Source organism: Streptomyces sp. NPDC022910, from assembly GCF_055561075.1.
Map to the genome: position 1 here is coordinate 22,989 of NZ_JBVHHL010000040.1, position 12,841 is coordinate 35,829.

General features: G+C 67.2%; 9 protein-coding genes and 1 pseudogene. 7 read left to right on the forward strand and 3 right to left on the reverse strand.

Annotation, left to right across the window (positions count from 1 at the left end; genetic code table 11):
• Positions 1-72 precede the first annotated feature (72 nt).
• The gene (locus ACZ3TS_RS29790) at positions 73-846 is read right to left on the reverse strand and encodes an SDR family NAD(P)-dependent oxidoreductase (protein ID WP_060905141.1); all 774 of its coding nucleotides are present in this window, start codon (positions 844-846) and stop codon (positions 73-75) included.
• Positions 847-1,210: 364 nt separating this feature from the next.
• Between ACZ3TS_RS29790 and ACZ3TS_RS29795 the strand changes: the two genes are divergently transcribed.
• The 7 genes from ACZ3TS_RS29795 (at position 1,211) to ltrA (ending at position 11,195) form a co-directional block, all read left to right on the forward strand.
• Complete coding sequence (locus tag ACZ3TS_RS29795; protein WP_467623991.1) at positions 1,211-2,149, forward strand: alpha/beta hydrolase; 939 nt, start codon at positions 1,211-1,213, stop codon at positions 2,147-2,149.
• 1 nt (position 2,150) lies between these two features.
• Complete coding sequence (locus tag ACZ3TS_RS29800) at positions 2,151-3,083, forward strand: beta-ketoacyl-[acyl-carrier-protein] synthase family protein (RefSeq protein WP_467623993.1); 933 nt, start codon at positions 2,151-2,153, stop codon at positions 3,081-3,083.
• 41 nt (positions 3,084-3,124) lie between these two features.
• On the forward strand, positions 3,125-3,388 hold the full coding sequence (locus ACZ3TS_RS29805) for a phosphopantetheine-binding protein (RefSeq protein ID WP_467623994.1): 264 nt from the start codon (positions 3,125-3,127) through the stop codon (positions 3,386-3,388).
• A 107-nt stretch (positions 3,389-3,495) separates the two neighbouring features.
• Positions 3,496-5,448 (forward strand): FAD/NAD(P)-binding protein, encoded by a 1,953-nt coding sequence (locus tag ACZ3TS_RS29810; RefSeq protein WP_467623995.1) that lies wholly within the window; start codon positions 3,496-3,498, stop codon positions 5,446-5,448.
• A 265-nt stretch (positions 5,449-5,713) separates the two neighbouring features.
• Positions 5,714-7,627 (forward strand): hypothetical protein, encoded by a 1,914-nt coding sequence (locus ACZ3TS_RS29815; RefSeq protein WP_467623997.1) that lies wholly within the window; start codon positions 5,714-5,716, stop codon positions 7,625-7,627.
• A gap of 86 nt (positions 7,628-7,713) precedes the next feature.
• On the forward strand, positions 7,714-8,952 hold the full coding sequence (locus ACZ3TS_RS29820; protein WP_467623999.1) for an MFS transporter: 1,239 nt from the start codon (positions 7,714-7,716) through the stop codon (positions 8,950-8,952).
• Between the two features lie 863 nt (positions 8,953-9,815).
• Entirely contained in the window at positions 9,816-11,195 is a 1,380-nt protein-coding gene (gene ltrA, locus ACZ3TS_RS29825; protein ID WP_467624001.1) for a group II intron reverse transcriptase/maturase, read from the forward strand.
• A gap of 242 nt (positions 11,196-11,437) precedes the next feature.
• Here ltrA and ACZ3TS_RS29830 read toward each other — a convergent pair.
• Together ACZ3TS_RS29830 and ACZ3TS_RS29835 are read right to left on the reverse strand one after the other, a co-directional pair.
• A pseudogene (locus tag ACZ3TS_RS29830) lies at positions 11,438-11,590 on the reverse strand (transposase); the annotation flags it as partial.
• A 54-nt stretch (positions 11,591-11,644) separates the two neighbouring features.
• On the reverse strand, positions 11,645-12,811 hold the full coding sequence (locus tag ACZ3TS_RS29835; RefSeq protein ID WP_467624003.1) for a pyridoxal phosphate-dependent aminotransferase: 1,167 nt from the start codon (positions 12,809-12,811) through the stop codon (positions 11,645-11,647).
• Between the last annotated feature and the right edge of the window lie 30 nt (positions 12,812-12,841).

Consider the following 12,841-nt stretch of genomic DNA (forward strand, 5'->3'; position numbering starts at 1 on the left):
GGTGCGACTCCACACACGCATCCGGCCCCGGGACCATGTCCATGGTCCCGGGGCCGGATGCGTGTGCGCGGCTCAGCGCCCGATGAGATGCTGCTGGTCCTGCGGCCGCAGGCGCAGGCTGTGCTGGCCGCCGTCCACGGCGAGCATCATGCCGACGGAGGCGCTCGACAGCGGGCTCGCCAGGTAGGCGATGGCGCCCGCCACCTCGTCGGCCGTCACCAGGCGGCCCGGCGCGAGGAACTTGAGCAGCGACTCCCGCGCGGCCTCCGGGTCCTCCGTCCCCTGCAGCTGCTTCTCCACCCACGGGGTGTCCGCCGTGCCGGGCGCGACACAGTTGACACGGATTCCCTCGCGGGCGTGGTCCGTCGCCATGGCCAGGGTCAGCGAGTACACGGCGCCCTTGCTGGCCGAGTACAGCGTGCGCGTCTGGTGTCCGGCCCACGCCACGATCGAGCACGTGTTGACGATCGACGCGGCGGGCGAGCGGCGCAGATGCGGCAGGGCGTACCGGGCGACCCGGACCATGCCGACCACGTTGACGTTCAGGACGTTCAGCCACTCCTCGGAGCTGTTCGTGGCGACATCGCCGACCGCCGGTATGCCGGCGTTGTTCACCACGATGTCGAGGCGGCCGAACCGCTCGACCACGGCCTCCACCGCCGCCTCGACCTGGGCGTCATCGCCGACGTCGGCCTGGACGCCGAAGACGTCGTCCGGCAGGCCCTCCGTCTTGAGATCGAGGACGGCGACCTTCGCGCCCCTGCTGGTCAGCAGTTTCGCCGTGGCCAGACCGATTCCCTGGGCGCCACCCGTAACGATCGCCACGAGTCCTTCGAAGTCACTCACTGGTTCTCTCCTGTCACATGTCGAACTATCAGGAATGAACGGCGGCCACCACGTCGTCTGGGCGGCGCAGCCGCGGACAGAGTCGCGCGCGCAGCAGCCCGAGGAGGCCGGCCAGGGTCCACAGCGCCCCGGGGCCTCGGTGTCGGTCTGCGCAGTGGGCGCGTCCCGCAGCAGCACCGGAGGAGGACGTTACGACACCACCGATTCCGCTGCGTCCGCGGCAAGTTCATCGAACGGACACATCGCGCTGACCCATTCCCGCCGCGGCTCATCACCTCGGTTACCCGGTGCGGTCCCGGGCTGTGCCACTCTCGATTTCGGTTCGGATTTTCTTGATGCAGTCCTGGGAGCTGAGGGATTTTTCATGCCGCTTGATCCGCTCTACGCGGGAATCAGGGACTACCGTGTCACCACCGGATTCACGCCGCTGTACACCATGTCGGTGGAACGGGCCCGGGTAGCGGATCGGGAGACCGAAGCCGAGATCTGGGACTGGGTGAAAGAACCCGAAGAGGTATTCGACTTCGACATCGACGGTCCGGCGGGTCCGCTGACGCTGCGGGCGTACCGTCCGCAGCGCGAGAACGACGATCCGCTCCCCGTGGTGGTGTACTTCTTCGGGGGCGGCTGGGTCGTCGGCTCCCTGGACACGTGCGAGGCGATCTGCCGCGCGGTGGCCAGCCTGACCCCCTGTGTGGTCGTGTCCGTCGGCTACCGGCTCGCGCCCGAGCACCCGTTCCCGGCCGCCATCGACGACTGCTACGCCGCAGTGCGGTGGGTGGGGGAGCACGCGTCCGAACTCGGCGCCGACCCCGCCCGCATAGCCGTCGCCGGAGACAGCTCCGGCGGCAACCTCGCCGCGGTCATGGCCCTGATGGCCCGGGACAAGGGCGGGCCGAAGGTCTCCGCCCAGGTGCTTGTCTATCCGCCGACGCGCAATGACGCCACGACGCGGTCCATGAGCGACAACGTCGATCCGATGTTCTTCAACGCGAAGTCGTCGGCCTGGTTCTGGGAGCACTACCTCGCTGATCCCGCCGACGGCGAATCGCCTTATGCCTCACCGGCCAAGGCGGCCGACCACAGCGGACTTCCGTCGGCTCTGCTGCTGACGGCCGAGTACTGCCCGCTGTACGACGAGGGCGAGGAATACGCGAAAATGCTCTCAAGCGCGGATGTGCCGGTGGAATTCCACCCGCACAAGGATCTTCCGCACGGCTTTCTCCAGCTTTCGGCCGTGCTGGAGACGTCCAGGAACGCGATGCGTCTGATCGCCGACTTCCTGCGCAGGCGGCTGGGCTGATATGAAGACGACTGAAGACCGGCGCGTAGTGCTGCGCTCGCCCAGGTATGTGCTCGGCGAGATCGCGACAGATCATTCCGAGATCAAGGGATTCGCCGAATTCGTGGACGACCGGCGGATGGTGCCCGATGCCGGGATGTGGGGCTGGGGCACCGTGCGCCGTACGGAGCTCGACACGGCCACGCTCGCCGTACGGGCCGGCCGGCAGACCCTTGACGCGGCGGGCGTCGCGCCGGACGGGATCGATGCGCTCGTGCTGTGCTGCAACACGTTCCCCAGCGAGGTCGGGGAGCACGGTGACCTGATCGCGACGGTCCTGCGCGGCCTCGAACTCAGCGACGTCCCGGTCACCGGGATCACCCTGAACCGGTGCGCGTCCCTGCTCACCGGTCTGCAGACGGCCGCCACGATGGTTGCCGCGGGCCGGCACCGGACCGTGCTGGTGATCACCACCGACGCGGTTCCCGACGAGTCCGCGCGGCTGGCCGACTTCGCCCTGTTCAGCGACGGCGCGGCCGCCTGCCTGATCTCGCAGCGGGTGGACGGCGCTCCCGAATCCTACGAGTGGGTCGCCGACGCGCACGCCCAGGACCCGGCCTCCATGCTCCGGGGCACCGAGATCAGCGCCGACTTGGCCAAGGCGGCCAACCAGCGGCTGTTCGCCGAGGCCGGTATCCGCGTCGAGGAGATCGACGGCCTGCTGCACACCAACATCTTTCTGCCGATCGTGATGATGAAGGAGGTCCAGGCCGGGTTCCGCCCGTCCCAGCTGGACACCTCGAACATCACCAGGGTCGGACACTGCTTCGCCGCGGACCCGCTGATCAACCTCGTCGACCGGCAGTCGACCGGCGGCGTCCACCCGGACGGGCTCTACCTGCTGGCGTCGAGTGTGTCGGGGCTGCGGATGTGCGTCCTGCTGAGGGCCGTATGAGCGGCCCTCGCCTCCAGTCACCCAACGAAGGAGTCACCGAAGTGCACAAGAACGCCGGCGCCGAGCCCACCACTCTGTCGTGGCTGCAGACCACCGTCCGGGAGGTGCTGCAGTTGGCCGAGTCCGAGGAGGTCGCCGCGCGGACCCTGCGCGAGCTCGCCGCGACCTCGCTGCAGACGGTCGGCGTGCAGTACCGCATCCTCCGGGAGAGCTCGGTCCAGGTGGAGATGAGCGAGCTGATCGGCGACGCCAATATCGCGGAGCTCGCCGCGCTGATCGACGGACGCAGGCAGAACGCCGCGTAACCCACGGCTCCCGTGATGGATCCGCCGTACTGCTCGTTCAGTACCGCGACGCGTCGTTCAAGCGCATGCGATACGACCCAAACCTGACCGAGGCGTAGGAACGGAATATGACGAGTACACTGGCCGTGGCAATCATTGGCGCCGGCCCGCGTGGCACCTCTCTTCTCGAACGTCTCATCGCCAACGCTGCCGAGTGTGCGCCGGACCGGACGATAGCCGTCCACGTCATTGATCCTCACCCACCAGGGGGCGGCCGCATCTGGCGGTCCCAGCAGTCACCTCTTTTGTGGATGAACACCACAGCCGGCAGCTGCACCATGTTCACCGACGAGACCGTCGAATGCGAAGGCCCGATCGTCCCCGGTCCCACGCTCAGCGAATGGGCCCAGGAACTGGCCACTGGCCGCCTGTCGTCGCCCGCAGGATTCCGGCACGCTCCCGCCACGTCGGCCGAGGCAAGGAGGATGCACGACGGCTGGTTCACTACGCGTCGGACGCAGAGCGACTATCTGTCGTGGGTGTTCCGGAAGTTGGCGAAGAATGGCACGCCCCAGGTGCAGGTCCATTCACACGTAGGCCGGGCCGTCGACGTGCACGACCTTCCTCTTGGCCGACAACGCGTTGTCATGGCGGACGGCCTTCCTCCGGTGGACGTCGACATCGTGCTGTTCGCACAGGGCAACGTCGATGTCGAGCCGGATGCGGAAGAGGTGCGTCTGACGGAATACGCGGCCGCCCATGACCTGTGTTATCTGCCCTCGGGATCGACCGCCGATCATTTCCTTGACCGCATACCCGCCGCCGAACCGGTGATTGTGCGTGGGCTTGGACTGTGTTTCATCGACACCGCCGTACTGCTGACCTCCGGACGCGGCGGCACATTCCATCGTGATGACTCCGGTGAGCTGCATTACAAGCCATCCGGTAAGGAACCCGTCCTCTTCGTGGGCTCGCGGCGCGGCGTACCGTACTGGTCGAAGACCCACTACAGCCTGGCCGGATCACCCCCGGAATCGTTCGGCCACCTCGACACCGCGGCCGTGGCCGCCCTCGGCGACCGCCCCCTGGACTTCGCCGTGGACATCTGGCCGTTGATTGCCCGCGAAGTCACGCACGCGGGCTATCGCGAGCTTGCCGAGTCGCACCAAGAGCTCCTTGACATGGACGCCCGTCAGTTCATTCACCGCCTCGACACCCTTGATTGGAACGGACCGGAACTCAAGGAGCTGGTCGATCAGGCAGTGCGGTTCGACGGGGACCGGATCGACCTGGAGGAAACAGCCCATCCGCTGGCCGGCCGCCGCTTCCCCGACCTGGATGCCTTGCAGAACTGGATGATCGGTTATATCGACACAGGAGTGCGACGCGGGCGCGATCCTCGGCACAGTGCGGACCTGGCGATGGTGCACGGTCTGTTCTCCGCCTTCTCCAGGCTGGTTGAACTCGTCGACGAAAAGAGAATCTCTCCCGCCTCGTGGGATCGAGATCTGCCTGCGTTTCTTGATTTCTGTCGATTTCTCACCAGCGGACCGCCCGGACCGCGGCTGGAGGAACTGCTCGCCCTGACCCGTGCCGGCATCGTCAGATTCCTTGGCTCGGAGATGACGGTGACCACCCACGAGGGTCTCTTCCACGCGCGGTCGTGCAACGTCAACGGATCAATCACAGCCCGGTCCCTCATCGAGGCCCGGCTCCCGGAGCGAACCATGCTTCGCGTGAATGACCCCTTGCTGCGCAAGCTGATCCAGCGCAATGAGATCAGAGAAGAGACCCAATCGGCCCCCGACGGCGGCGACCGGTATCCCACGGGTGTCATCGATACCGTGGGTCTCATCGACACCGATTCTCTCAATCGCCTGAAGCGTGCTGATGGGACCACCCACGAGAGCCGTTTCGGGGTAGGAACGCTGTTCTCGGGAAGTGTGGCATCCGGCCGGTTCCCGTCCCCGAAGAGCAATGATGAATTCTTCCGGCAGAACGACACGATCGCTCGTGCCGCGCTCCATGAACTGTGTCGACGCGAAATCGATCAGCGTAAGCGAAGCGTGCAGGCGCATTGAGAAGAGGTAAGCGTCACGTGTCCTCGCACATGAACGTGCTGTGGATACGCAGGGCGCCGGAACGGAAGTACCGTCTTGATGCCTCGATACGTCGGTGCAGAGCGCTGTCGCAAACCGACCAGGATCTCTCGGATACGAGAAAGCCGGTTTCGGTTGCCGAACGCCATGGCTCTTGATCGTTGGTTGCCCGAGGCCGATTGCCGTTGTGAAGGAGTCATACGTGGTGCAGTCCGAGATTCATGTTTCCGGCGGCGATACCGCAATCATGTCGGCCTCGCCATTCTCCCTCCTGGAGGACGCCTCCTCCTACGCCGCTGCCGTTGACGCGTTCCTTGCGGATACGGCCCGCGCGAAAGTCCCGGTCTGGACCGATGGGCGAGTCGATCTCGCGGCCTCCGTCGAATGCGCGGCGAGCTTGTACGGGGAGGCGCGCCGGCCGTCCGCCTGCTCGTACGGCGTCATGCTGGAGCCTGAAGCGCTGCCTGCCGGTCTTGTCGCGCTCATTGATCCACTCGCCGGCCGTTGGCTCGACAAGGGAGAGGTCGGAGCCGGCTTGCTCGACACGCTCTTCCCGCAGGAGCCACGGAGTGAGTATGGACAGCGGGAGGCCGGTGAGGATGCCGCCCGGGGCGAGGTGCACTCCCTGCTGATCGCCGGTCTCTACGAGCACCTCACGGTGGACACCATCTGGCCATTGCTGCGCGCCGCCGAACGCCGGCCCGATGTGCGTCTGAGGATCCTGACCGGCCGGGATGCGGCTTCCCTGGCCTGGTTCACCGCCAAGCAGTACGTTCGCAAGGCCCCGGACGTACAGGAACTCGGCATGTTCACCGCCGTCGACCGCGGGCTTTCGCGCAGCGGCATCCACCTGCTCGACGCGCGGGGCATGGAGACCGCGGACGTCAGGTCCGAGATCCTCGGCACCCGTTGGACCCGCCTCCTTCTGCAGGGGCACGGCAAGGACGACTCTCTCAATCTCGCCGACTACACCATCTGCGGCCTGAACTCGGTCGTTCCCCGCAAGGAGAACGTCATCGGCCCGATCTGCGCCTACTCCGCCGAGCCCACCTGCTACCGACCCCTGGACAAGCTGATCCAGCTGCGCGACATCCGCGCGGCCGAGGTCGTGCTGAGCTCGTGCAACAACGGCCCTTTCACCGACGCGGCCATCTACGACCCCAAGTACCAACTGATGCTCAATGCGATCGACGGCACCGCCAGGGACGTCGTGGCCGCGATCACGGCACACGAAGCCGGGCGTGCGGAGAACCTTTCCTGGATGGAGACCGTCCTCGCGCACGGTTCCTCCGCCGCGGCCTTCAACTCCAGCATCCGCACCGCGGGCCCCTCTCCCGCGTACGTCCACTTCGGCATGGGCGACGACGGGGAGGGCATCACGCCGGAGCCGCCCTCACTCATGCCGGAGCCGCTGCTGCTGACCACCTCCGCCCGCCTCACCGCCTATCTGGCGGGCGGACTCCTGCGACTCAACAACCCCCTGCGATCCAGCCTCGAAAACCTGGCCACCAGGATCGACAGCCAGGTCGCCAGGGAGTCCCAGGCGGTTCATGACCCGGCCGAGACGACCCGCAGCCTCCTCGACGACCTGCAGTCGCTGGACCTCGCCATCGCCGAGCAGTTCGTGAGCAATCCGGACAACGAACTCAGCAATTCTTTCAGCCACTTCGGAGAGCGCAGCCGGGTCGATTCCTCATCGCTCGCGAGCGTGCGCTGTCAGTGCGGGCGACCTGCCGAGCGCTTCATTCGGCGTGCCCTGGTACCCACCGCACTCGACACCGAAGGTGTCATCTGCACGCGGTGCAGCGACGTCGCCTTCCGTCTGCCTGGTGGACCCTCACTGCTGATCCACGCCGAGGAGGATCTTCTCCAAGGAAGCACCCAGCAGGTGCGGGTGGCGGTGCGCGATGCACGGCCGGGCACGATCCACCTCGGCCTTTTCGTCGCCAAATACGGGCGTGAATACTGCACGGTCACACCGGATCTGCAAAGGGTCGACATCGGGCCGCAAGGAGACGGAGAGACCGAGTTCACCCTGACCGTGGTCCCTTACGCGGCCCCCATGGCCTATTACATGACGGCATACGCCGTCCAGGACCTCGCCGTAACGATGGCTCGCCACCCCTATGGCGTCTTCCCCGCGCCCGACGGAAGCGAGTGACCCCGCGTTCCTCGTGAGCAAGCTCGACAGCCGCGTCACATCTGAAGCACTCACCGTAGGCAATCTTTCCTGAAGTGCGAGATACCATGGCGAATTACCCTTCCTCCGACACCACGATCCCCAGCGAAGCCGAGACCTCCCCAGCACCCCCGTCCGGGGAGAACCGACTCGTCGCCGCCGCGCGGAGCAGAACCATGCGCGCCCCGCTGTTCTGGAGTGTCGTCGGGCGATTTCCCTTCTACCTGGTCGGCCTCGCCCTGGTGGTCTTCACCACCTCGAAGGATGCCGGCTACCTCTCGGCCGGCCTGTTCCTGGGCGCGTACAGCCTGGGCACCGCGCTGTTCGCGCCGCTCGTCGCCCGCCGCGTCGACAGGTACGGGCAGACGAGTGTGCTTCTCATCACCGGTGTCGTGTACCCGGTGTCGCTGATCGGCTTCGTCGCCTTCGAATCCGGTTCCCTGGCCACGCAGTTGGTGTGCGTGGCCGTCGCGGGCGCCACGGTTCCGCCGATCAGCGGCTGCATCCGCGCCCTGTGGCGCGCGACGGACGGGATGGAGCCGGCGGGTATCTCCCTGGAGACGGTGCTGTTCAACGTCTTCCTGATAGGCGGGCCTCTCCTGCTCAGCGTCATGCTGCTCCTGGGCAGCCCGGGGGCGGCTATCGTCCTGGGCGGCCTGCTCGCCGCCGCAGGCTCCATCGGGTTCGCGATGACCCGGGCTTCGCGAACCCAGCCCGCCACCCCGAGCGAGCGTGACCCCCTCGGCGCTCTCCGCTCGGGGGGCCTGATCCTGGTGCTGGCCCTGGTCGCCTGTACCGCCATCAGGACGGGGATCTACAATGTCGCGCTGCCCGCCTTCGCCGACGATCACGGCTCGGCCAGCGGCGTCGGCCTGTTCTATGCGGCGTGGGGCGTCGGCGGGATTCTCGGCGGACTCTGGTACGGAAGCCGCAATCGGCGCTGGTCCCTCAAGCTCGCACTCAGGGTGGGCCTGCTGGTCGTCAGCGCGGGCGCCGCCCTGCCCGTACTCGTCTGGGACAACTGGTCGATGGGCTTGGCCCTTGTCGTCCTCGGCTCGTTCGAGGCGCCCATGACTGTGATCCTGTACGAGATCATTTCACGGACCGCACGCGAGAGCCATGTCACCGAGGCATTCACCTGGTCCTCCACGATCAGTCTCGGCGGCTCCGCGCTCGGCGCACAGATCGGCGGCCTGCTCATCAGTTCCCCCGGCACCCAGATGGCCTTTCTCTGCGCGTGCGCCGTCCTGCTGGTCGCCGTCGCCATCGCCTTCGCGACCCGCCACCGGCTCGCGAAGGCCTTCTGACCTCGGGCCTTCCCCAGCCTGCTCGTCGTGTGCCGAGGACTGCCCCCGGCCACCGGCCTGGAAGGCCAGGGGCGGCCGGACACCTGTGGGCGGCTCAGTCAAACCCCAGGTCACATAACCTGTGACCTGGGGTTCCGCGGTGCCCGGGGTAGGGCGTGTCACACGGCCGGAGGGAGTCCTGTGGGCCGGCTCGGCGGCGGGTGACGCGGCCGGTGGGCGGGGCTCTTGCGTTCTGGTGCAAGGGGGGAATTCCGGGATACGGGGCTCCTAGCCTCGATCTTTCGCGCGCCCAGCAGACTGGAGGTCTTGACGTTGTAAGTGACCTTTGGTCGTAAGCTCGTTGTCGCCTGCCGGTGGGAGTCCGGTCCGGGTAGCTGCCAGGAGGCCCGGTAGCAGACTGGCGGCGTCGGGGGGAAACGCCCGGCGTCGAAGCCCAGTGTCGAAAGCCCTTCAAAGGGGGAGCAAAGCAGCGGTCCGTAGCATGAAGCGAAGTCTGCGGCGTCGTTAGAGGCCCGTCTCTCGGGACGGGGACAGGGAGTGCCGAGCCCCCGAAATCAGGGCGAAGGCCATGGAAGCGGCGAAGATCCTGGAGATGCGGCCGTGAAGGACTCCCCGGCGTATGGGGCATGGAACGTTGCGACGGTGACAGCGGGAACTGGGGAGGCCCTCCCCGGCCCGGCGGCCTGCGGACAGCTGCCGTCGGAAGCTGCGCGTCCTATAACCGGGTGCACCCCGGGAAGTGGACGCGAGCCGGGTGGGCGTCGGAGGCGGCCGTAGTACTGCGATGAGCCGGGGGACAACACAACCCCCGGTCAGGGAAGGGCCGCTGCTTCGTCGATGCGTAGTCTGTCTGGAGGGACTTGGTGAGTGCCGCTACGGCTATTTCCGCCACGTCGGGATCCCTGAAGCTGGATCCGGTCCGAGCTTTGCAGCATGCGCTCTACCGGGCGGCCAAGGCTGAGCCCGGACGGTTCCACGCGCTGGGGGACAAGGTCCACCGCAGGGACGTCCTGCGGCGCGCGTGGGTGATGGTGCGTCGGAACAACGGCGCTCCAGGCATTGACGCCATCACTCTCACGCAGGTTGAGGAGTACGGCATCGACCGGCTCCTTGACGAACTGGCCGCGGAACTCAAGGAAGGCCGCTGGCGGCCGCTGCCCGCGCGCCGGGTGTTCATTCCGAAACCCGGCACAACTGCGGAGCAGAGACCGTTGTCGATCCCTTCCGTCCGTGACCGGATCGTGCAGGCCGCGCTGAAGATCGTGCTCGAGCCGGTCTTCGAGGCCGATATGCTCCCGTGCTCGTTCGGGTTCAGGCCCAGGCGCGGGGCACACGATGCCCTCCAAGTCTTGATCGATGAGGCGTGGCGGGGCAGGCGCTGGGTGGTGGAGACGGATATCGCCAACTGTTTCGAGGCGATTCCGCATGAGAAGTTGATGCAGGCGGTCGAGGAACGCGTCTGCGACCGGTCCGTCCTCAAACTCCTGCGCGCGATGCTGCGGGCCGGAGTGATGGAGGACGGGCAGGTCCGTCGGCCGGTGACCGGAACCCCGCAAGGCGGTGTGGTTTCACCGTTGATGGCGAACGTCTATCTGCACCGGCTGGACCGGGCATGGGACGCGCGTCGTCATGGGGTTCTGGTCCGTTATGCCGATGATGCCGTGGTGATGTGCACTACCCGCGAGCAGGCCGAAGCCGCCCTTGGGCAGCTGAAGGTCCTGCTGGACGACCTCGGCCTGGAGCCGAAGGCGGCCAAGACCAGGATCGTGCACCTGCAGGTCGGAGGCGAGGGAGTGGACTTCCTCGGCTTCCATCACCGGTGGGTCACGTCCCGGCCTCGCGGCGGGCGGCGTCCGATCGCCTTCCTCGCTCGCTGGCCCTCGGACAGGGCAGTGCAGCACGCCCGTGACCGGATCCGTGAACTCACGGAACGGCGCAGGATGCTGCGGCCGGTCAAAGTGATCGTGGAGGACGTGAACGCGTTCCTACGCGGTTGGGGCGCGTATTTCCGGTTCGGGAACTCGGCCCATCGCTTTGACCAGATCAGCTCGTACGCGCGGATGCGGATCGGCGGGTTCATCGCCAAGAAGCACCGGCGCAGCCGGAAGTTCGGCTGGTCGGTGGTCGCTTACGCGGCCTCCGACTCGTTGGGGCTGGTCGCCCTGCACGGAACCGTTGTTGCACCCAGACCCTTTCGGGACTGGCGAGGCAGGCCGAATGCCGGCGGTGAACGGCGTCGGTGAGCCGTGTGCGGGAGAACCGCACGCACGGTTCGATGCGGCGGGGGCTGGAAACGGGGCGGACGTACTCCGCAACCGCGCCAGCCCCCGACCCTACGTGACGGTCCGTCGGTTTCTTCGGCGGGCCGTTTCGGTTGTTCGGGCTGATGGTGGGCAGGGTGATGGCCCGGCTGTCGCGTCGGGTGGGCGCCGGGTTCCACGGCTCCGGTCGGGTGGTGCTGCTTGCAGGGACGGGAACGTGCTGGTCAGCCGGGGTTCGGGAGAGCTTCGAGCCGTGCCAGGGCGTCGGTGATCACGTCGGTCCAGGGCGAGTGGCGTGCGAACCTCAGGTGCCGGCGGCGGGCGGTGGTGACGAGCTGGGCGGCGGCGGAGAAGAGGCGGAGTCTCAGGCGGCGGGGGCCGCCCGGTGTCGATCTTGACCGAACCTCATTCGGGACGAAGACGTCGTGAGTTCAGTCGGCCAGGCGTCGCAGCCGACTGGCTGCCTCGTGGAGGACGTCGTCCTTCTTGCAGAATGTGAAGCGGACCTGGCTGCGGCCGGCGTCCGGGTCGTCGTAGAAGACGGAGTTGGGGACGGCGACGACGCCGCAGCGTTCGGGGAGGGCGCGGCAGAAGGCGTAGGCGTCCTTCTCGCCGAACGGGGCGATGTCGGTGGTGATGAAGTACGTCCCCTGGGGTTGGTAGACCTCGAATCCGGCCGTGCGCAGGCCGTCGCCGAGCAGGTCGCGCTTGCGGTGGAGATCGTCGCGGAAGCTGTCGAAGTACGAGTCCGGCAGGCGCAGCGCTTCGGCGATCGCGTACTGGAAGGGGCCCGCGCTGACGTAGGTCAGGTACTGCTTGGCCGTCCGGACGGCGGCGACGAGCGGGCCGTCCGCCATGACCCAGCCAACCTTCCATCCGGTGAAGGAGAAGGTCTTGCCGGCAGACGAGATGGAGACGGTGCGCTCACGCATGCCGGGCAGGGCCGCGATGGGGCGGTGCGTGCCCTCGTAAACAAGGTGTTCGTAGACCTCGTCGGTGACGACGAGCAGGTCGTGTTCGATGGCGAGTGTGGCGATGGCGCTCTGCTCTTCGGCGGTGAGAACCATCCCGGTCGGGTTGTGCGGGGTGTTGAGGAGAAGGAGGCGGCTCTGCGGGGTGATCTTGGCGCGTAGCTCGTCCAGGTCCGGGCGGAAGGACGGCGCTCGCAGCGTGAGCGGCACGCGCTTCGCACCGGCCATCGCGATGCAGGCGGCGTAGGAGTCGTAGAAGGGCTCGAAGGCGATCACCTCGTCGCCCGGTTCGAGGAGGGCGAGCATGGCCGCGGCGATCGCCTCTGTCGCCCCTGCGGTGACCAGGACGTCCGTGTCGGGGTCGAAACTCAGGTTGTAGAAGCGGTGCTGGTGGTCGCTGATGGCGGTGCGCAGCCCCGGGATGCCGGGTCCCGGCGGGTACTGGTTGCCGCGCCCGTCCCGTAGCGCACGGACGGCGGCCTCACGTACTGACTCCGGCCCGTCCGTGTCAGGGAAGCCCTGGCCCAGGTTGATCGCGCCCGTCGCGGTCGCCAATGCCGACATCTCTGCGAAGATCGTCGTCCCGAGCCCGTCCAGCCTGCGGTTCAGCAGCGGCCTGCCGCTCATCTCTCCACCGTCCTCACCCGGGTATCTGTC

Coding starts and splice junctions, on each gene's coding strand:
- ACZ3TS_RS29795 (WP_467623991.1), top strand. CDS start 1,211: ATGCCGCTTGATCCGCTCTACGCGGGAATCAGGGACTACCGTGTCACC.
- ACZ3TS_RS29800 (WP_467623993.1), top strand. CDS start 2,151: ATGAAGACGACTGAAGACCGGCGCGTAGTGCTGCGCTCGCCCAGGTAT.
- ACZ3TS_RS29810 (WP_467623995.1), top strand. CDS start 3,496: ATGACGAGTACACTGGCCGTGGCAATCATTGGCGCCGGCCCGCGTGGC.
- ACZ3TS_RS29815 (WP_467623997.1), top strand. CDS start 5,714: ATGTCGGCCTCGCCATTCTCCCTCCTGGAGGACGCCTCCTCCTACGCC.
- ACZ3TS_RS29820 (WP_467623999.1), top strand. CDS start 7,714: ATGGCGAATTACCCTTCCTCCGACACCACGATCCCCAGCGAAGCCGAG.
- ACZ3TS_RS29835 (WP_467624003.1), bottom strand. CDS start 12,811: ATGAGCGGCAGGCCGCTGCTGAACCGCAGGCTGGACGGGCTCGGGACG.